Raw genomic sequence first — 17980 nt, forward strand, 5'->3', positions numbered from 1 at the left:
TCAGTTGATTTTCGGGGTGTGACACTCACGGAATATCCCCTTCCTCTGCTTCCGGCTGGCTGCCCAGCAGGGCAGCCGCCTTCAGATTTCCGGATCCGGCGAAAAAGCACAATTGCAGGTTTCGCATGGCAGCCATACCATCCCGGCATGCGTGACCTTCATCGTTCACGTGTACTCGTCGAGGTCGCCGAATCCGGCGCAAGAGCATAATTGCGGGTTCCGGATGGCTGCTATACCTTCCGGGCATGCGTGACCTTCATCGTCTGCGGGTGCTCGTCGAGGTGGCCGACCGGGGGTCGATGTCGGCCGCGGCCAGGGCACTGTCCTTCAGCCAGCCGGCCGTCTCACGGCAGATCGAGGCGCTGGAGCACGAGGTGGGCGCGCAACTCGTACAGCGGCTGGGCCGTGGTGTCCGGCTGACCGACGCGGGCCTGCTGCTGGCCGACCGGGCCCGCGACATCCTGTCCCAGGTCGTCACCGTCCAGCAGGAGTTGCGGGCGATGAGCGGGCTGCGTGGCGGGCGGCTGCGGGTGGGCGGCTTCGCCGGCGTCAACGCGTATCTGCTGCCGCAGTCGCTGGCCCGCTTCGCCGAACGCTATCCGCAGGTGGGGCTCTCGCTGTCCGGCTGGACCACGCGCCACCACGCCGCGGACCTGCGGTCCGGGCTGATCGACATCGCGCTGGTCACCGGCTGGGACCTCATCGGTGAAGAGGCCTGCGGGCTGGACGTCCTGCCACTGCTGGAGGACGAGTTGTACATCGCCGTCGCCCGTGACCGCCGGGCCGGCCGTGGCGGGTTCTCCAGGGGTGAGCTGCAGGACCTGGCGGCGGAATCGTGGATCGAGGGCGCCCATCCGGACTGCCTCGGGCCGCAGCCGGAATTCGAGAGTGCGCTGGGGTTCGCACCGCATATCCATTTCCAGGTCGGGGACTGGAGCACCGTCATCCGGTTGGTGGAAATATCGGCCGGTGTCACACTTGTTCCGGGATTGCTCGCGGTCCGCAGCAGTGGAAAAATCGCCCTTCACTCTCTGGCGGGAGAATTTCCGCCACGCCGTGTGTACATTGCGCTTCCGGAAGGACGGCACGCGCCCGCAGCGGAACCCATGATCGAAATTCTGCTGGAAGTGGCCCGAAAGGAGGGTGCGCTGCTCGCCGGTACGGCCATTCATTGAACGTCCGTGATCGTCCGCGAACGTTCGCGCTCCCCGATGGGCGTCGGCGATTGTCCCGGATTGTCCGGCCGGATCGATCGCACGGCCGCAGGAGTCGGAGGCGGAGCCCTACGGGGCCCGTAAGGAACATTCGCGAGGAACATCTGCAAGGAACATCCGTGAGGAACATCCGTGAGGAACATCCGCGGGGAATATCCAGGAGAGACATCCGGAAGGAATACCCGAAAGGAATATGCGGCCATGGATGCTCGGTTGCGTGCGGTGTGTGATCTGATGGTCGAGCTGGTGCGTGAACAAGCCGGCCTGCACGAATACGACGGCCACGTACAGGACCTCTCCCCGGACGGCATCCGCTCCGGACTCGCCGGGCTCGGCGGCCCCGCCCCCGGCCTCCGCGAACCGCCCTCCCCCCTCACCCCGCCCGACTCCCCCGGACCACTCGACTCTCCCGGATCGCCGGACTCTCCCGGATCGCCCGACTCCCACGACGCCGCGCACCTCCACATCTTCGAGGCGGCCCTGCGCACGGTCTACGGCGACCTGGAGATGCACCGCCGCAACCCGCTGCCCCACCTGCTCAATCTCGACGTCTGCTGTTACGACCGGGAGTACGCACCGGCTACCGACCGGGACCGTGCCAAGCGCGCCCACCTCGCCAACTGGCCCGCCGCGATCGACGCGTCCGTCCGCGCACTCGACCAGGTCGACGCCCCCACGGCCCGCGCCGTGCTCGACACGGCCGACAGCCTCGCCGCCGTCATCCCGCCCGAACTGGCCGGCACCGATGTCGCCGTACGCGCCCGCAGCGCACACGGACGGCTGATGGCCTGCCTGAAACACGCGGCCGACCACGGCGACCCGCGCTCCGCCCTCGGCGAGCGGGACCTCGCCCTGCTCATGGGCGCCCCCGAAGGGCTCGAAGTCAGCGTGTCCCGGCTGGCCGACCGGGCCGACCAGGAGGCCGAACGGCTGCGCGCACTGCTGCGCGAGGCCTGCCACCGGCTGGTTCCCGGCCGCCGCCCGCACGACCTCGTGCGCGATCTCGTACGGGAACACCCGCCGGCCGACGCCGTACTGGACCGGGCGCGAGCCGTCACCGACGAACTGATGGCCTTCACCCGCGGCCGGGCGCTCCTCCCGCACCTCGACGGTGAGGTGCTCGTCGGCCCCACACCACCGTCACGTCAGGACACCTGGGCCATGATGAGCTTCGCCGCCCCCGGGGAGCCCGACGCCCCGTCCTGGTACCACATCACCTTGCCGGGGCCCGGCTGGAAGGACGAGGACGCCGCCGAGTGGCTGACCGTCTTCAGCCCGGCCATGCTTCCCGCCGTCACGGCACACGAGGTGGTGCCCGGGCACTTCGCGCACGCCCGATGCCTGCGCAGGGCCGGCAGTCCTGTCCGGCGGATCCTGCAGTCCCTCACCTTCATGGAGGGCTGGGCCCACTACGGGGAAGAGCTGATGGTGGAGGAGGGTTTCCGGGCGGCCGACCCCCGCTTCACCATCGGCGTCTGCATGGAAGCACTGATCAGGGTGACCCGGCTCGCCTGCGCGATCGGTGTACACACCGGAGCCATGGACGTACCGGAGGCCGCCCGGCGCTTCGAGGCGGACACCTACCTGTCGGGCCGGGCCGCCCGCGCGGAGGCCGAGCGGGCCACCTTCGACCCCACCTACGGCCGCTACACCTGGGGCAAGCTGGCCCTGCGCGACCTGCGGGACGAAGCCCGGCGACGCTGGGGCGACGCCTACTCTCCCTTGCGCTTCCACAGCGCTGTCCTCGCCCTGGGCTCCCCACCGCTGGGCCTGCTGCCGACTGCCCTCGCAGAGGGCCTGCCGGCACGCCCCACCCGCCTGCCTGGATGATTCAGCCGATCCGCCACAGCACGGGCGCCGATCGTTTCCGTACCGGTGACCGGCTCAACCGCCCCTACGCGTACTCACTTCGCACGCCGAGCCGGCAGCGCCCCCAGCTCCGTCCGTCGATGCAGCACAGCCCGCCCGGCCCGCGCCGTGGTCAGCAGCCCCGCCCCACGCAAGGCGGCGGTATGGGCGGAGGCGGTGACGTTGCTGAGCCCCAGGCGGCGGGCCAGGACTGTGGTGCTGTGGGGTTCGGCCAGGAGCCCGGCGCAGGAGGCCCCAGGCATCGCTGTCGACGCGGTGCAGGTCGCGGAGCCGTGCGGGCGGCGGGGTGTCGCTTCCCTCGTGCATCTGTCGTAGCTCGGAGCGGACCAGGTGCTCTGGGGTGGCTCGTACGGAGGGGCTGGGGCATGCGCTGGATCCGCGGCGGTTGGGTGTGTACGGGCACTCGGCGGGCGGCACCGCGGCTGCCCAGGCCCAGTATGCGGATTCCCGTGTCGGCGCCGCGGCTGACTGGGAGGGCTTCCTCGACCAGGCGCCGGACGTCTCCGGACGCCCCGGGGAATTGCTTCCGGTGGCCCGGGAGGGCGTGGACCGGCCGCTGCTCCTGGTGGGGACGGGCGGTTTCGCCGGACGGACGGAGATGGAACGTTCCTGGGCGGCTGTGGTCGCCCACCCGGGAGGGCATACGCGCCGGGACCGGCTCGATGGCTCGGCCCACCGGGCCTTCACGGACCATGCGTTCATCGCGCCGCGGTTGCAGGCGGCGGGGCTGATGACGGCCGAAGGCCGGGCCAGGCTGGTGGGTGTGGCCGATCCGGCGTGGTCGGTGCCTGCCGTGCGCGGCCAGGTGCGGAGGTTCTTCGCGCGCCACTTGCCGGAGCACTGACTGACATGCGTAAGTACGTCAGAGGTGCGTGGCACACGGCCCCGAGGGGCGGGGCCGTGTGCCACGGGACGCTATGGTCGGAACGCAGGTCAGTGCGACGAGGGGGGCGGCCGCCGATGATGCCGGACGAGGCGGTGATCGGTTGTGCCGGAGAGCTGGTTCTCGGGACCCGTGGGGCCGCCGGGCCCGGTGAGGTCCTGGTGCGGGTCAGGGGCGGGACGGAGACGTTTCTCGCCTGGTCCGACGATCCCCTGCCGCGCGGGACGTCCGTGCTCGTGATCGCGTCCCGGGGCGGCCGCCAGGTCGACGTGATCAGCTGGGCCGATCCATTGGACGCGTCGGCCGGTGACGCCGGCGACGCCGGTTGAGGAGACGACGAGAGATGTTCGGTTACCGCGTGCCCGCCCCCGACGAGGCGATGCTGATCTCGGGTGGCAGGCGTGGCCTCGGGGGTGCGCCGTTCCGCGTGGTGACCGGCCACGGCAAGTTCGTGCTGCCCGTCTTCCGCAAGACCCGCTTCCTGACCCTGGCCATGTGCGAGTCGGAGGTCGTCGAGACCTGCGTGACCCGGCAGGGCATCGCGCTGACGGTGCGGGCCGTGATCGCCTTCAAGGTCGGCAACGACACCGAGAGCATCGTCAACGCGGGCCAGCGTTTCCTCTCCGACCAGGACCAGATGTCGGTGCTGACCGGCCGGATCTTCGCCGGTCACCTGCGGTCCATCATCGGTTCGATGACGGTCGAGGAGATCGTCACCGAGCGGCAGAAGCTGGCCACCGAGGTGCTGGACACCTCGAAGTCGGAGATGGCGAAGATCGGGCTGCACGTGGACTCGTTGCAGATCCAGTCGATCGACGACGGCGACACCGGCTACATCGACGCCATGTCCGCCCCGCACAAGGCGGCGATCCAGCGGCAGGCGCAGATCGCACAGGCGCAGGCGACGCAGGCCGCCGCGGAGGCGGAGCAGGAGGCGGCGCGCAAGCAGGCGGAGTACGCGCGGCAGACCGCCGTCGTCCAGGCCGAGTACTCCGCCGAGGTGGACCGTGCGCAGGCCCAGGCCGCGCAGGCCGGTCCGCTGGCCGAGGCCCATGCGCAGCAGGAGGTACTGGACGCGCAGACCGAACTGGCGGAGCGGGCCGCCCAGCTGCGCCAGCAGCAGCTGGTGGCCGAGGTCGTCAAGCCCGCCGAGGCGGACGCCGAGCGCATCCGGGTACTCGCCCTGGCCGAGGCCGAGCGCATGAAGATCCAGGCGGAGGCTGCCGCGTCGTACGACCGGGTCGCGCTGGACCGGATGCTGATCGACCAGCTCCCGCAGATCGTCAAGGAGGCCGCCGGCGGCCTCTCCGGCGCGAACGTCAATGTGCTCAACGGTGCTGACGGGCTCGGCGAGATCGCGGCCGGGCTGGTCGGCCAGGGACTGACGATCCTGGATTCCGTACGGCGCAACCTGGGCGCGCCGGAGGAGAGCACGGCTGACGGGCGGGTGCCGGAGCAGGGTGGCGGACGGGTGGAGATCGAATAGGCGAGGCCCGGGGGCGGCACTACCGGGGGACCGCACGGGGGGGGCAGCGGCCGCGGGCGGTGCGGTACGGGGGCAACGGTGGCGGACGTAGTGCGGGGGGGGCAGTGGCCGCGGTCCGTACGGGCCTCAGTGGCGGCGGGTCGCCTGGGCACGGGTGCCGGCGATGGCCAGGGAGGCGGCGGAGATGCCGATGGCGGTCATGGTCGCGGTGACGGCGCTCTGCCGGGTCAGGCTGTCCGCCGTCAGCAGGACGGTGGTCGCGATCACCGAGGCGACGATGTTGCCGGGTAAAAGGTAGAGCAGAAAGGTGAGTTGGGCGCGGGCCGGGTTGCTGGGCGGCGTGGAATCCGGGGCGTGGGCTCCCGTACCGCCTTGTCGCAGGGTGGACCAGCGCTGTGACTCCTCGTGCTGTTCACGGGACCGCTGGAGGCGGGACACGACCAGCAGGGCCGCGGCCGTGAGCAGTCCGGCGGCCGTGACGGCGCCGAGCGCGGCCCACGGGGCCGGGGTCAGCAGGAGGACGGCGACCAGGGCGGGCGTGCACCAGAAGGTGACGCAGGACGCGGCGGCGATGCGGTGCGAGTACGGCCGGTCGGCGCCCGCGCGCAGGGCCGCGGCCGCGGGGAGGTACCAGACGCAGCCGGCGGCGAAGAGCGCGGTGGCGCCGAGGGCGAGGGTGGCGTGGGACATGGTGGGTTCCTCCCTCGGGGAGGGGCGGGTGGGGGTCGTGGGTGAGGGTTGTGGGTGAGGGTGGGTGAGGGGCGGGGTGAGCGGATGCCGGCAGCCGGCGTCTCGGGGCGAGGCATGGCCAGGCCCCGGCGGGCGGGCCCACGGCTGAGGAAGCGTCGGCGGGCTTCCGCAGCCGTGGGCCGGGGACGTCAGGTGCGGGACGATTCCAGAGCGACGATCTCCGGGTGGTGCAGATCGAAGGCCGGGGATTCGCTGCGGATGCGCGGCAGCGAGGTGAAGTTGTGGCGGGGCGGCGGGCAGGAGGTGGCCCATTCCAGGGAGCGGCTGTAGCCCCAGGGGTCGTCGACGGTGACTTTCTTTCCGTACTTGGCGGTCTTCCAGACGTTGTAGAAGAAGGGCAGGAAGGACAGGCCGAGCAGGAAGGAGCCGATGGTGGAGAGGGTGTTGAGGGTGGTGAAACCGTCGGCCGCGAGATAGTCCGCGTACCGCCTGGGCATTCCTGCCGCGCCGAGCCAGTGCTGGACGAGGAAGGTGAGGTTGAAGCCGACGGTGAGGGTCCAGAAGGTGATTTTTCCGAGCCGTTCGTCGAGCATCTTGCCGGTGAACTTGGGCCACCAGAAGTGGAATCCGGCGAACATCGCGTACACGACCGTACCGAAGAGCGTGTAGTGGAAGTGCGCGACGACGAAGTAGGTGTCCGAGACGTGGAAGTCCATGGGCGGCGAGGCCAGGATGACGCCGGTCAGGCCGCCGAAGACGAAGGTGACGAGGAAGCCGGTGGCCCAGAGCATCGGCGCTTCGAAGGACAGTGAGCCCTTCCACATGGTGCCGATCCAGTTGAAGAACTTCACTCCGGTCGGCACGGCGATCAGGAAGGTCATGAAGGCGAAGAACGGTAGGAGTACGCCGCCGGTGACGTACATGTGGTGGGCCCATACGGTGATGGACAGGCCCGCGATGGAGATCGTGGCGGCGATCAGGCCGATGTAACCGAACATCGGCTTCCGGGAGAAGACCGGGATGACCTCGGAGATGATGCCGAAGAACGGCAGCGCGAGGACATAGACCTCGGGGTGGCCGAAGAACCAGAACAGGTGCTGCCACAGCAGCGCGCCGCCGTTGGCCGCGTCGAAGATGTGCGAACCGAATTTTCGGTCCATTTCGAGGGCGAACAGCGCGGCGGCCAGTACCGGGAAGACCATCAGGATCAGCAGCGCGGTCAGCAGTACGTTCCACGTGAAGATCGGCATCCGGAACATCGTCATGCCGGGGGCGCGCATACAGATGATGGTGGTGATGAAGTTGACCGCGCCCAGGATGGACCCGAACCCGGAGAACGCCACGCCCATGATCCACATGTCGGCGCCCACACCGGGCGAGTGCACCGCGTCCGAGAGCGGCGCGTACGCGAACCAGCCGAAGTCCGCGGCGCCCTGCGGGGTCAGGAAGCCGGCCGCCGCGATCAGCGAACCGAACAGGAAGAACCAGTAGGCGAGCATGTTCAGTCGCGGGAAGGCGACGTCGGGCGCGCCGATCTGGAGCGGCATCAGCCAGTTCGCGAAGCCGGTGAACAGCGGCATCGCGAACAGCAGCAGCATCACCGAGCCGTGCATCGTGAACGCCTGGTTGAACTGCTCGTTCGACATGATCTGGGTGCCCGGGCGGGCGAGTTCGGCCCGCATCAGGAGGGCCATCAGGCCGCCCACCAGGAAGAACACGAAGGCGGTGACGAGGTAGAGCGTCCCGATCTTCTTGTGGTCGGTGGTGGTCAGCCACTCCACCGGGATGCGGCGGCGCACGGGGCGGGGGCCGAGTGCGACGCGTGGTGGGCCGGAAGCCGCGGACGCCGGGTCGTCCCGGTGGGTGTCCGGCCCGGTGGCGGGCCCCGCCGGAGCGCCAGGGGGTGCCTGCGCTCCGGGGTCTGACTGCGTACGCGTATCCGATCCGTCCACCGGGCTGTGTCCTTCACCTCTGGCGCACCGCTGGCGCCTGACTCCGACTCTGGCCGGGAAGAGCCTCAGCACGGGGGAGAGACCGGCTCTTCCCGGCCCCATCAGGGTCCGTCGCGGCGCATCCGCCGCCATAGGGCCGGGCGGGCCGGGACGGCTGCCGAGGGTCCCTCACCTGAGCGGCCGTCAGGCCCGGTCGAGGGGGCGGCGGATCCGGGCGGGGGTCGGCGGGTCCGGGCGGGGGACAGCGGGCCCGGCGAGGGTCAGCGGGCCCGGGCGACGGCGGGGCCAGGTGACGACGGTTCCGGGGGACTACGAGCCCGGGGGACTACGGGCCCGGATGACGACGGGTTCAGGTGACGACGCCGGAAGACGCCCCCTACCACCCCCCGCGCTGCTCCCCCTGCCGCTCCTGCTGCCCCCGTATCCGCCCGGCGATCACCGCGGCCTGCACCCGCCGCCCCACCCCCAGCTTGGACAGAATCGTGGAGATGCGGTTCTTCACCGTCTTCTCCGCGAGGAACAGCTGGTCCGCGATCTCCCGGTTGGTCAGGCCCTCGCCGATCAGTTCCAGGATCTCGCGCTCACGGGGTGCGAGCCGGTCCAGTTCGGACTGCGGGGACGTCTCGGCCTGCTGCGGCGCGCGCAGCCGCGCCATGACGCGGGAGGCGGTGCGCGGGTCCAGCATCGATTTGCCGGCCGCCACCGTCCGTACGGCGTTCACCAGGTCGGACCCGTTGATCTGTTTGAGGACGTACCCGGCCGCGCCCGCCATGATGGCGTCGAAGAGGGCCTCGTCGTCGTCGAAGGACGTCAGCATCAGGCACGCCAGGTCCGGCATACGGGCGCGCAGTTCGCGGCACACCTCGATGCCCTCGTGGTCGCCGCCCGACGGCTCGCCCCGCTCGCCCAGCCGTACGTCGAGCACGGCCACCTGCGGGCGCACGGCGGGCACCCGGGCCAGCGCCTCGGGACCGCTGGACGCCTCCCCCACGACCTCGATGCCGTCCTCCGCGTCGAGGAGGTCGCGGACGCCCCGGCGGACCACCTCGTGGTCGTCCAGGATGAAGACGCGCAGGGGCGGGGTGCCCGGCGCGGCGGGGCCGATGGGTCCGGTGGTTCCGGTGCGTCCGGTAGGGCCGGTGGGTCCGGTGTGCTGGTTCATGCGGCTCTCGATCTGTCGGCCGGGCGTGCGGGGTACCGGTCCATGGTGCGGCGGGGCGGCGGTCCGGCGGGGCGGGCCGATCGGCGGCCGCCCGGACCGGTGGCCCGCCGCCGCCGTAACACCCGTTCCGTACGCGCGCGTCGGGAGCGGCTGCCAGCGGTAGCCGGGGGAGGTGCTCCGCCCGCGCGCAAAGGGGTGCGAGGGCATCACACACCCGTGCACCAGCACGCGGCGAGGGCCGAAAGTCCCGCGGGAATAGGGCCGTTCGGGCACCTTTGCCTGGTGCCATACTGACGCGCCCCATCCCCTTCAGGAGGTCCGCTCATGCCACGCCTCGCGTCGTACGCCCTCGCGCCGTACGCCCTCACGGTCAGAGCGCTCCGAGCCGTTCCGGCCCTCCCGGTCTCCCCCCTCGCACCACCCTGCCCGGTCGCCGCGGCCGCCCCGGTCGCCGTGTCCGGCCCGGTCTCCGTGTCCGACCCGGCCCGTACGTCCCCGCGGGCCGCCATCGCCGCCGTCACCGCTGTCGCCGTCACCGCTGTCGCCGTCACCGCCTCGAACCAGGTCGTACGGCCATGAGTACGGTCAACGACGATTACCACGCCCTGCTCGCCCGGCACGAGGCCATGCGGCTGCGCCGCCGTATCCTTTCGCCGCGTCCGGAGCGCGAGGACGCGGCCCAGGAGCGCCCGACGTACGGCGGCCAGCCGGCCGGCCCGAACGGCCCGTCCGGCAGCCCCCGCGCGCTCGGCCGGCCCGCGATCCACTCCGGGAACGTCTCCGGGGCCGCCGGACGTTACCCCTCCGACGCGTACGCCGATGCCTGCGCCGACTCCTACGACGGCGCCGCCGACCAGCGGGTGATCACCGAGTACCTGGAACTGGTGACGCCCTTCGGCGAGCTGATCACCCACCTCTACGAAGCGATGTTCCGGCGGTGGCCCTACCTGCGGTCGCTGTTCCCGGAGTCGATGGAGTTCCAGCGCGCCCATCTGGCGCGCGCGTTCTGGTACCTGATCGAGAATCTGCACCGGCCCGACGACATCGCGGAGGTCTTCGGCCGGCTCGGCCGCGACCACCGCAAACTCGGGGTGCGTCCGGTGCACTTCGAGGCGTTCGAGGCGGCGCTGTGCGAGGCGCTGCGCCGTACGGCGGGCCCGCGCTGGGCCGAGGCGGTGGAGCAGGCGTGGGTGCGGATGCTGCGGTTCGCCGTCGCCGCCATGGTCAGCGGCGCCGAGGCCGCGCTCGCCGAACCGCCGTACTGGCAGGCCACGGTGACCGCGCACGAGCGGCGCCGTCCGGACCTCGCCGTCCTGCGGGTGCGGCCGCACGAGCCGTACCCGTACCGGGCCGGGCAGTTCGCGGCGCTGGAGTCGCCGCGGCTGCCGCAGGCGTGGCGGCAGTACTCGATCGCCTGCGCGCCCCGGTCCGACGCCGAGCTGGAGTTCCACGTACGGCAGACCTGCACGGGCGGTGTGAGCGAGGCGCTGGTGGCGCGGACCCAGGTCGGTGACACGCTGCGGGTCGGCCCGCCGCGCGGGTCGATGACGCTGGACGACGAGCTGGCGAGCGACCTGGTCCTGGTCGCGGCGGACACCGGCTGGGCGCCCGTGAAGGCGCTCCTGGAGGAGCTGTCCGCGCGCCGCGGCCACCGCAGCGTACGGCTGTTCCTCGGGGCGCACAGCTTCGCCGACCTGTACGACGCGGGAGCCCCCTCGGAGCTGGAGCGGGGACGGCCCTGGCTGCGGGTGACGCCCGTCATCGGGCGGCGGCCGGAGACCGGCGGCGCCTTCGGCCCGGACGGGTACGGCTACGACGCGCTGGCCGAGACGGTGGCCGACGCGGTGACGCGGCACGGCGACTGGTCGGGGCATCTCGCGTACGTCAGCGGGCCGGCCGCGGTGGTCGACACGACCGTGGCCCGGCTGACCGCCGCCGGGGTGCCGCCGCAGCACATCCGCCACGACCCGCTCTCCGACATCCTGCGCCCGTCGTCCCGCCCCGAGGAGGCCGCCGGCGATCCGGCGCCGGGCGGGCCCGCCGTGGTGTCCCGGTCCCGGGGCGCCGCGGCCGGCCGGCGGGCGCCCGCGAGCACCACGTTCGAAGGAGCCGACTCATGAGCGTGCCGACGACCGTGTCCGCCGTACGACCCGCCGGTCCCCCCGGACAGGAAAGCACGGCAGGACCGGCGGCCCGGCCGGGGCAGGCCGCCACGTCCGGGCGGCCCGACGCGGCCGGCCCGGCACTCGCGCGGCACATCGTCGTCATCGGCGGCGGCATCGCCGGGCTCGCCGCCGCCCACCGGCTGACCGGCGCGGGCCTGCGGGTGACGCTGCTGGAGTCCACCGGCCGGATCGGCGGCAAGCTGCGCTCGGGCGAGCTCGCCGGAACGCCGGTCGACCTGGGTGCCGAGGCCCTGCGGGTGCCCCGGCCGGAAGCGGTCGACCTGGCGCGGGCGGTCGGCCTCGGCGACCGGCTGCGCGTCCCGGCCGCGACGGACGCCGCGCTGTGGACGCGGGGCGCGCTGCGGCCGATCCCCAGCTGCCGCGGGCGGGACGTCCTGGGCAGGGCCCGTACCGTCGACACGTACGAGGTGTCCTTGCGGGCCGCCGTACCGCAGCTCTTCGAGGCGGCGCGGCACGACGGCGCGTTGCTCACCGGCGTACGGGCGGTACGCCGGCGGACGGCCGAGCAGCAGCGGCGCCTCGCCGAGGAGCGGCAGACGGCCGAGCGGCGGCGGATCGCGGAGGAACGGCGGATCGCCGAGCAGCGACGCCTCGCCGACCGGCCGGGAACCGCCGGACAGCCGGGCCTTCCGGGCCGGCCGCGCTCCGGGCCGCTCATTCCCCGGCCCCGTCCCGGGTTCATCCGGCCGGGGACGGGACCGGGGGCGGGTACGGGTACGGGTACAGGACCGGAGGCGGGCACGGGCGCGGGCTGCACCGGGCCCGCGTCCCCGGACGGCCTCGCCGGAGAACTCGGCACCGGCTTCTCCAGTACCCCTGGGACCGGCCTCCCCGGCGGATCCGCGGCCGGCCTCCCCGGCGAGCCCGGAGGAGGCTTCCCCGGCGAGCCCCGGGGCGCCCACACCATCCCGGACCTCTCCCGCGGCGGCCCCGACTACCTCGGGCTGGACGGGGGCGCGGGCACTCTGGCGAGCGCCGTGGCCGATGCCGTACGCGCTGCCGGCGGCGAGATCCTGCGCAACACCCCGGCCCTGGCGCTGACCCGTGGCCCGTACGGCTGGGAGGTACGCACCGCCGCCCGCACCCTGCTGTGCGACGGCCTGGTCCTCGCCACTCCGGCCTGGACGGCGGCCACCCTGCTCGCCGCCGAGGCACCGCTCGCGGCGGCCGAGCTGTCCGAGGTCGCCTACGCGTCGATGGCCCTGGTCACGATGGCGTTCCGGCGCTCGCACCTGGAGGGGCTGACGGCGTTCGACGGCCGGTGCGGCTTCCTCGTGCCGCCGGGCGACGGGCACACCATCAAGGCGTCCACGTTCCTGACCCGTAAGTGGGACTGGCTGTCGGAGCGGGCCAAGGACCTGTTCCTGCTGCGGACGTCCATCGGCCGGTACGGCCAGGAGGAGATCCTCTACCTGGACGACGCCGACCTGGTGAGCGCCGCGCTGCGCGACCTGGGTGAGGCCACCGGCCTGACCGCGCGCCCGGTGGCGACCGACGTGACCCGGTGGATCGGCGGGCTGCCGCACTACGCGGTCGGGCATCCCGCGCGCGTGACCCGCGTACGCAACGGGCTGTCCGCGCTGCCGGGGCTGCGGCTGTGCGGCGCGGCGTACGACGGCGTGGGCGTCGCCGACTGCGTGGCGAGCGGGCAGCGCGCGGCCGACGAGATCATCGCGGCGGAGGCGGCCTGACGGCCCGGGGGTGCCTGGGGCGCGTACGCGCACACTGAGGCGCGTGGGTACGCGCCCCCGGCGCCCGCATTACGGAACACGCTCGCGTACGGCCGGGGCGCGCCGCGAGCCGACGCCCCTGCCGCCCCAAACGCACCGCCTGATACGCCGTCACGAAGCTGCACCCCGTGCCAAGATGAACGCATGGGGTCGCCACGACGCGCCCCTGGTGTGCCGGGAAGTCTGGTCGGCGGTCGGTTCGACGTGCGACGGGGCCGGGTGCCCGGGGCAGGTGGCCATGGCAGGCATCGATGAGACGCTGCGGGACCTGGTGGGGCTGGAAGGCGTCCTCGGTGCCTCGATCGTCGACTACTTCAGCCGCCTGACGCTCGGCGCGGTCGGCGACCCGGCCGGGCCCGACCTCGAAGCGGCGGCCCGCGGCGACACCGACGTGGTGCGCGCCAAACTCTCCACCCTGGAGCTGATCGGCTACCGCCCCGAACGCATCGAGGACATCGTCGTCACCCTCGACGACGCGTTCCATCTCATCCGCCCCCTCACGCGGCGCGCTTGCCAGGGCATCTTCGTCTACCTCGTGCTGGACCGGGCCAGCGGCGATCTGGAGGCCGCGCGGGAGAGCCTGCGCAAGGCCGGGGCGGAGCTGGACGTCTGAGCGCCTGTGTCACCCGTGTCACCTGCGTCACCCGACGTGCTGCCGGAACGGTCCGCCGGGCGCGTTGTGCCGCCGGGAGGCGACGGACGGGGAAGAGTGGGTACGCGCAGGCGCACGCCCCGGGCCTGCCGCGGCGGCCGACAGGAGGAGGCGGACGATGCACGTGGGACTGCTGCGCACGGTGGGTGCCACGACGACGGTGTACGGCCTGGCGGTCACCGCCTGGCCCGGCCTGCTGGCCAAGCCCTCCGGCCTCGCGGAAGCGGACGGCCGGACGGCCCCCGCCACCCGTACCTCCTTGCGCCCCCTGGCCTGGCGCGACGCGGCCTGCGGCCTGGCACTGGTTCTGGCACCGGCGGGCCCGGCCCTGCGCGCCGCCGCCTGCCTGCGGATCGCGGCGGACTTCGGCGATGCGGCGCTGCTCGGCGTGACCCTGCCTGGACGGGCCCGGCGGCGGGCCGCGGTGGCCGTCTCCCTGGGGTGGGGGGCGCTGTCGGTCGCAGGGGTGCTGTGGCCGGCGTCCGGCCGGTGTGACCAGCGCGCGCGGGCGTAACCCGTACGCGCCCTCCCCCTCTCCCCGGCTCCATCGCCTCCTCTCCCTCTCCCCCTGGCTCCTCCGTCACCCCTCCCCCACAACGCCCGGAGCGACCCGCATGAGTGCTGCCTCGATCGCCCTGTTCACCTCCGATCTGCGGGTCCACGACCATCCCGTCCTGCACGCCGCGACGAAGGGCACGGGCAGTGTCGTACCGCTGTTCGTCCTTGATGACGGCGTACGGGCCGTGGGCTTCGACGTGCCCAACCGGCGCGCCTTCCTGGCCGATTGCCTGGCGGACCTGGACGAGGCACTGCGCGCCCGCGGGGGCCGGCTCGTCGTCCGTACGGGAGACGTGGTCGAGGAGACCGCGCGGGCCGCTGCCGAAGCGGACGCGCGCGACGTGCATGTGGCGGGCGGCGTCAGCGGATACGCGCACCGCCGGGAGGAGCGGCTGCGGCGCACCCTGGAGGCCGACGGGCGGCGGCTGCACGTGCACGACGCGGTGGTCACCGCCCTCGCGCCGGGCGAGGTCACCCCGGCCGGCAAGGACCATTTCGCGGTCTTCACGCCGTACTTCCGGCGCTGGCAGGCCGAACGCCACCGTGACGTGCTGCGGGCGCCCCGGCGGGTGCGGGTGCCCGAGGCGGTCGGCTCCGGGCCCGTACCGCGGCGGCGTGACGTGTCCGGGGTGTCCCCCGGGCTGGCGGCGGGCGGCGAAGTGGAGGGCCGCCGCCGGGCGACGGCCTGGATGGGCAGTCCGCTGCGTCGCTACGCACAGGGGCAGGACGACCTTGCCGGGGACGCGACGTCCCGCCTCTCCCCGCATCTGCACTTCGGCACGCTGTCCGCCGTCGAACTGGTCCAGCGCGCCCGTAAGGCGGGCGGGGACGGGGACGGCGCCGAGGCGTTCGTACGGCAGCTGGCCTGGCGGGACTTCCACCACCAGGTCCTCGCGGCCCGCCCGGCCGCCGCGCACGCCGACTACCGGGCGCGGCACGACCGCTGGCGCCGCGACGAGCAGGAGGCCGAGGCGTGGCGCACCGGCCGCACCGGCTATCCGATCGTGGACGCGGCGATGCGGCAGCTCGCCCACGAGGGGTGGATGCACAACCGGGCGCGGCTGCTGACGGCCAGTTTCCTGACCAAGACGCTGTATCTGGACTGGCGGCTGGGCGCGGCCCACTTCCTGTCGCTGCTGGTCGACGGTGACCTGGCCAACAATCAGCTGAACTGGCAGTGGGCGGCGGGCACCGGCACCGACACCCGCCCCAACCGCGTCCTGAACCCCCTGGCGCAGGCGAAGCGCTTCGACGCGGACGGCGCGTACGTACGGCGCTGGGTGCCGGAACTGGCCGACGTACCGGGGCTGGAGAAGGGCGCCGTCCACCGGCCGTGGAAGCTGAGGCCCGCCGCGGCGCGGGCGGCGCTGGACTATCCGGAACCGGTGATCGACCTGGCGGACGGCCTGGCACGGTTCAAGCAGGCCCGCGGGCTGGACTGAGGCGTGGCCTGACCTGTGGCCCGGCGATGCCCGGCCGATGGTTCGCCGGTGATCCGCCGATGTCGCTCATGGCCGGGTATGACGGGCGGTTCCGGTCAATCGGACGGGCCGTGTTCTCGGGCGCCGTTCCCGTGGCTAGCCTGTGCGCCGACCTGCTCCACTCGTACGCACGAAGGAGAGCGATCATGGTCGACATCCCCACCACACCCGGTATGGCCTGGGACGAGGCCGCGTCCCTGCACGGGCAGATCGTCGGCAACCCCTCCGTGGCCCCGAACGCCGACGGCCGGCTCCAGGTGTTCGCCCGCGGGAAGAACGAGCAGGCACTGTGGACCATCTGGCAGAAGCGCGACGGCGGCTGGAGCGACTGGGAGAACCTGGGCGGTTCGCTGGGCAGTGAACCCAACGCCATCCGTAGTCTGGACGGCCGCATCTCGGTCTTCTACAAGGGCTCGGACGGGCACCTGCACCACGTACGGCAGGGCGCGATCAACGTCGGCTTCAGCCCCGACGACATCATCGTGCGCAACATCGGCGGCGACCCGGTCCCGGCCGTCAACGCCGACGGGCGTCTCGACGTCTTCTTCCGCGGCACGGACACCCAGCTGTGGCACGTGTACCAGCAGAACGTCGACTACGAGAACTGGGTGGCGCCGTCCAGCCTGGCCGGCGGCGTGCAGGGCAACCCGGCGGTGGCGCGGGCCGGTGACGGCAAGCTGGAGGTCTTCCACCACAGCACCAACGGCAACCTCTACGACAACCAGCAGAAGGTCCCCGACTCCAGCGACTCCTGGAGCGGCCACTTCGAGCTCGTACGCAACATCGGCGGCGGCGTCGAGGCCGGGCTCGACTCGGACCAGCGCATCCAGGTGTTCTTCCGCGGCACGGACACCCAGCTGTGGCACATCCAGCAGAAGGCCGGGTACGACTCCTGGTCCTCCGCCTCCAGCCTGGGGGGCGGCGTCCAGGGCACGCCGGCGCTGGCGCGCGCGGCCGACGGGCGGCTGGTGGTCTTCCACCACAGCACCAACGGCCACATGTACGCGGCCGAGGAATCGAAGATCAACGGTGTGGACTGGAGCGGCCACTTCGAGCTGGTACGCAACGTCGGCGGCGACCCGGTGGTCGGCACCAACCGGGACGGCCGCCTGGAGCTGTTCTTCCGCGGCACCGACGAGGCGCTGTGGCACCGGCCGCAGAAGTTCGTGTGAGTCCGCGTTCGTGCGAGTCCGTTCGTGCGAGTCCTTTCGTGCGGGCCTCGCGTTCGCGTGAGCCTCGCGTCCGTATGAGCCCCGTGTTCGTCTGAGCCTTACGGGCGCGTGGCCTTGAGCGAGTACATGAGCGGCACGCGGGGGCGGTCGGCAGGCAGCCGGAAGTAGCCGTCGTCCCCGCGTCGCAGCGAGCCGAAGCGCTGGAACATCGTCATGTCGTGCTCGTGCAGGAACTCCAGGCGCAGGCCGGCCGCGGCCAGCGCCGAGACGACGTCGCCGAGGGTGTGCTGCCACTCGACGCGGCGGTTGTGGACCGTGGGGGCCGCGAAGTCCGTGTACGTCCCCGGGCTCTCGTCCACCCAGGCGTCACGGCTGAAGTAGTCGTGCGCGACGCGTGCGGCGCTCTCGTCGTCGAGGGCGTCGGTGAGCGGGTGGAACTCCGCGAGGTACAGGAAGCCGCCGGGGGCGACGAGGGAAGCGGCCGTCTCGGCCCAGCGGCGGATGTCCGGCAGCCAGCACAGCGCCCCGAGGCCGGTGTAGACGATGTCGTACGCCGCCGGGGCCCCGGTGGCGGCGACGGCCTCGGCCGCGTCGTACACGTCGGCGGCGAGGAAGGTGGCACGGTCGGGGCCGATGCCGACCTCGGCGGCCAGCTCGCGGGCGGCCTCGATCGCGGGCTCGGAGAAGTCCAGGCCGACGACGTGGGCGGCGCCGCGGTGGGCCCAGGACAGGGTGTCCTGGCCGATGTGGCACTGGAGGTGCAGCAGCGTCGTGCCGGTGACGTCGCCGACCTCCGCCGCCTCGAAGTCACGGATGACGTCCCGGTCCCGGCGGAATCCGTCCTGGTCGTAGTAGTCGCTCGCGAGGTGGATGGGGACCCGCTCGTCCCACATGGCACGGTTGGCCGCACGCCAGTCCTCGGGTCCCGTGTGTGTCTGCATCCGG

General features: G+C 72.6%; 17 protein-coding genes. 12 read left to right on the forward strand and 5 right to left on the reverse strand.

Features of this window, described 5'->3' with window-relative positions; genetic code table 11:
* Positions 1–25: 25 nt before the first annotated feature.
* Positions 26–169 carry a hypothetical protein gene (locus JXZ78_RS31470; RefSeq protein WP_157851787.1) on the reverse strand — a complete coding sequence of 48 codons (144 nt, stop codon included), beginning with the start codon at positions 167–169 and terminating at the stop codon, positions 26–28.
* Between the two features lie 76 nt (positions 170–245).
* On the opposite strand from JXZ78_RS31470, the gene JXZ78_RS31475 reads away from it, so the two are divergent.
* The 5 genes from JXZ78_RS31475 (at position 246) to JXZ78_RS31495 (ending at position 5452) form a co-directional block, all read left to right on the forward strand.
* Positions 246–1175, forward strand: a complete 930-nt coding sequence (locus JXZ78_RS31475) for a LysR family transcriptional regulator (RefSeq protein WP_050503110.1) — start codon at positions 246–248, stop codon at positions 1173–1175.
* A 240-nt stretch (positions 1176–1415) separates the two neighbouring features.
* On the forward strand, positions 1416–3044 hold the full coding sequence (locus tag JXZ78_RS31480; RefSeq protein WP_030025150.1) for a DUF885 family protein: 1629 nt from the start codon (positions 1416–1418) through the stop codon (positions 3042–3044).
* Between the two features lie 379 nt (positions 3045–3423).
* Positions 3424–3927 (forward strand): hypothetical protein, encoded by a 504-nt coding sequence (locus JXZ78_RS31485; RefSeq protein WP_050503111.1) that lies wholly within the window; start codon positions 3424–3426, stop codon positions 3925–3927.
* A gap of 116 nt (positions 3928–4043) precedes the next feature.
* On the forward strand, positions 4044–4295 hold the full coding sequence (locus JXZ78_RS31490) for an NfeD C-terminal domain-containing protein (protein WP_030025154.1): 252 nt from the start codon (positions 4044–4046) through the stop codon (positions 4293–4295).
* Between the two features lie 14 nt (positions 4296–4309).
* Positions 4310–5452 (forward strand): SPFH domain-containing protein, encoded by a 1143-nt coding sequence (locus JXZ78_RS31495; protein WP_030025156.1) that lies wholly within the window; start codon positions 4310–4312, stop codon positions 5450–5452.
* 126 nt (positions 5453–5578) lie between these two features.
* Here the strand turns inward: JXZ78_RS31495 and JXZ78_RS31500 are convergent, their stop codons facing one another.
* The 3 genes from JXZ78_RS31500 to JXZ78_RS31510 all read right to left on the reverse strand — a co-directional run bounded on the left by JXZ78_RS31500 (position 5579) and on the right by JXZ78_RS31510 (position 9256).
* Positions 5579–6142 carry a hypothetical protein gene (locus JXZ78_RS31500; protein ID WP_063726202.1) on the reverse strand — a complete coding sequence of 188 codons (564 nt, stop codon included), beginning with the start codon at positions 6140–6142 and terminating at the stop codon, positions 5579–5581.
* 188 nt (positions 6143–6330) lie between these two features.
* On the reverse strand, positions 6331–8094 hold the full coding sequence (gene ctaD / locus JXZ78_RS31505; RefSeq protein WP_372498457.1) for an aa3-type cytochrome oxidase subunit I: 1764 nt from the start codon (positions 8092–8094) through the stop codon (positions 6331–6333).
* A 376-nt stretch (positions 8095–8470) separates the two neighbouring features.
* Positions 8471–9256, reverse strand: coding sequence for a response regulator (locus JXZ78_RS31510; RefSeq protein WP_030025349.1), 786 nt, complete (start codon positions 9254–9256; stop codon positions 8471–8473).
* A 324-nt stretch (positions 9257–9580) separates the two neighbouring features.
* On the opposite strand from JXZ78_RS31510, the gene JXZ78_RS31515 reads away from it, so the two are divergent.
* The 7 genes from JXZ78_RS31515 (at position 9581) to JXZ78_RS31545 (ending at position 17035) form a co-directional block, all read left to right on the forward strand.
* On the forward strand, positions 9581–9835 hold the full coding sequence (locus tag JXZ78_RS31515) for a hypothetical protein (protein ID WP_030025350.1): 255 nt from the start codon (positions 9581–9583) through the stop codon (positions 9833–9835).
* Positions 9832–11376, forward strand: coding sequence for a globin domain-containing protein (locus tag JXZ78_RS31520; protein ID WP_238783493.1), 1545 nt, complete (start codon positions 9832–9834; stop codon positions 11374–11376). Before JXZ78_RS31515 ends, JXZ78_RS31520 begins: the two co-directional genes overlap by 4 nt.
* The gene (locus JXZ78_RS31525; RefSeq protein ID WP_238783494.1) at positions 11373–13133 is read left to right on the forward strand and encodes a protoporphyrinogen/coproporphyrinogen oxidase; all 1761 of its coding nucleotides are present in this window, start codon (positions 11373–11375) and stop codon (positions 13131–13133) included. The genes JXZ78_RS31520 and JXZ78_RS31525 overlap by 4 nt, the downstream gene beginning before the upstream one ends.
* A 277-nt stretch (positions 13134–13410) precedes the next feature.
* Positions 13411–13785 (forward strand): hypothetical protein, encoded by a 375-nt coding sequence (locus JXZ78_RS31530; protein WP_030025354.1) that lies wholly within the window; start codon positions 13411–13413, stop codon positions 13783–13785.
* A gap of 157 nt (positions 13786–13942) precedes the next feature.
* Positions 13943–14338, forward strand: coding sequence for a hypothetical protein (locus JXZ78_RS31535; RefSeq protein ID WP_030025355.1), 396 nt, complete (start codon positions 13943–13945; stop codon positions 14336–14338).
* A 100-nt stretch (positions 14339–14438) separates the two neighbouring features.
* Positions 14439–15824, forward strand: coding sequence for a cryptochrome/photolyase family protein (locus JXZ78_RS31540; RefSeq protein WP_238783495.1), 1386 nt, complete (start codon positions 14439–14441; stop codon positions 15822–15824).
* 185 nt (positions 15825–16009) lie between these two features.
* On the forward strand, positions 16010–17035 hold the full coding sequence (locus tag JXZ78_RS31545; protein ID WP_238783496.1) for a PLL family lectin: 1026 nt from the start codon (positions 16010–16012) through the stop codon (positions 17033–17035).
* Between the two features lie 98 nt (positions 17036–17133).
* Here the strand turns inward: JXZ78_RS31545 and JXZ78_RS31550 are convergent, their stop codons facing one another.
* The gene (locus tag JXZ78_RS31550; RefSeq protein ID WP_030025361.1) at positions 17134–17976 is read right to left on the reverse strand and encodes a class I SAM-dependent methyltransferase; all 843 of its coding nucleotides are present in this window, start codon (positions 17974–17976) and stop codon (positions 17134–17136) included.
* Between the last annotated feature and the right edge of the window lie 4 nt (positions 17977–17980).

Source organism: Streptomyces monomycini (assembly GCF_022271435.1).
Lineage (GTDB): Bacteria > Actinomycetota > Actinomycetes > Streptomycetales > Streptomycetaceae > Streptomyces > Streptomyces monomycini.

What these genes read in the sequence shown, in the direction of transcription:
- JXZ78_RS31475 (WP_050503110.1), top strand. Translation starts at nt 246, where the DNA reads ATGCGTGACCTTCATCGTCTGCGGGTGCTCGTCGAGGTGGCCGACCGG.
- JXZ78_RS31480 (WP_030025150.1), top strand. Translation starts at nt 1,416, where the DNA reads ATGGATGCTCGGTTGCGTGCGGTGTGTGATCTGATGGTCGAGCTGGTG.
- JXZ78_RS31490 (WP_030025154.1), top strand. Translation starts at nt 4,044, where the DNA reads ATGATGCCGGACGAGGCGGTGATCGGTTGTGCCGGAGAGCTGGTTCTC.
- JXZ78_RS31495 (WP_030025156.1), top strand. Translation starts at nt 4,310, where the DNA reads ATGTTCGGTTACCGCGTGCCCGCCCCCGACGAGGCGATGCTGATCTCG.
- JXZ78_RS31500 (WP_063726202.1), bottom strand. Translation starts at nt 6,142, where the DNA reads ATGTCCCACGCCACCCTCGCCCTCGGCGCCACCGCGCTCTTCGCCGCC.
- JXZ78_RS31510 (WP_030025349.1), bottom strand. Translation starts at nt 9,256, where the DNA reads ATGAACCAGCACACCGGACCCACCGGCCCTACCGGACGCACCGGAACC.
- JXZ78_RS31515 (WP_030025350.1), top strand. Translation starts at nt 9,581, where the DNA reads ATGCCACGCCTCGCGTCGTACGCCCTCGCGCCGTACGCCCTCACGGTC.
- JXZ78_RS31520 (WP_238783493.1), top strand. Translation starts at nt 9,832, where the DNA reads ATGAGTACGGTCAACGACGATTACCACGCCCTGCTCGCCCGGCACGAG.
- JXZ78_RS31525 (WP_238783494.1), top strand. Translation starts at nt 11,373, where the DNA reads ATGAGCGTGCCGACGACCGTGTCCGCCGTACGACCCGCCGGTCCCCCC.
- JXZ78_RS31530 (WP_030025354.1), top strand. Translation starts at nt 13,411, where the DNA reads ATGGCAGGCATCGATGAGACGCTGCGGGACCTGGTGGGGCTGGAAGGC.
- JXZ78_RS31535 (WP_030025355.1), top strand. Translation starts at nt 13,943, where the DNA reads ATGCACGTGGGACTGCTGCGCACGGTGGGTGCCACGACGACGGTGTAC.
- JXZ78_RS31540 (WP_238783495.1), top strand. Translation starts at nt 14,439, where the DNA reads ATGAGTGCTGCCTCGATCGCCCTGTTCACCTCCGATCTGCGGGTCCAC.
- JXZ78_RS31545 (WP_238783496.1), top strand. Translation starts at nt 16,010, where the DNA reads ATGGTCGACATCCCCACCACACCCGGTATGGCCTGGGACGAGGCCGCG.
- JXZ78_RS31550 (WP_030025361.1), bottom strand. Translation starts at nt 17,976, where the DNA reads ATGCAGACACACACGGGACCCGAGGACTGGCGTGCGGCCAACCGTGCC.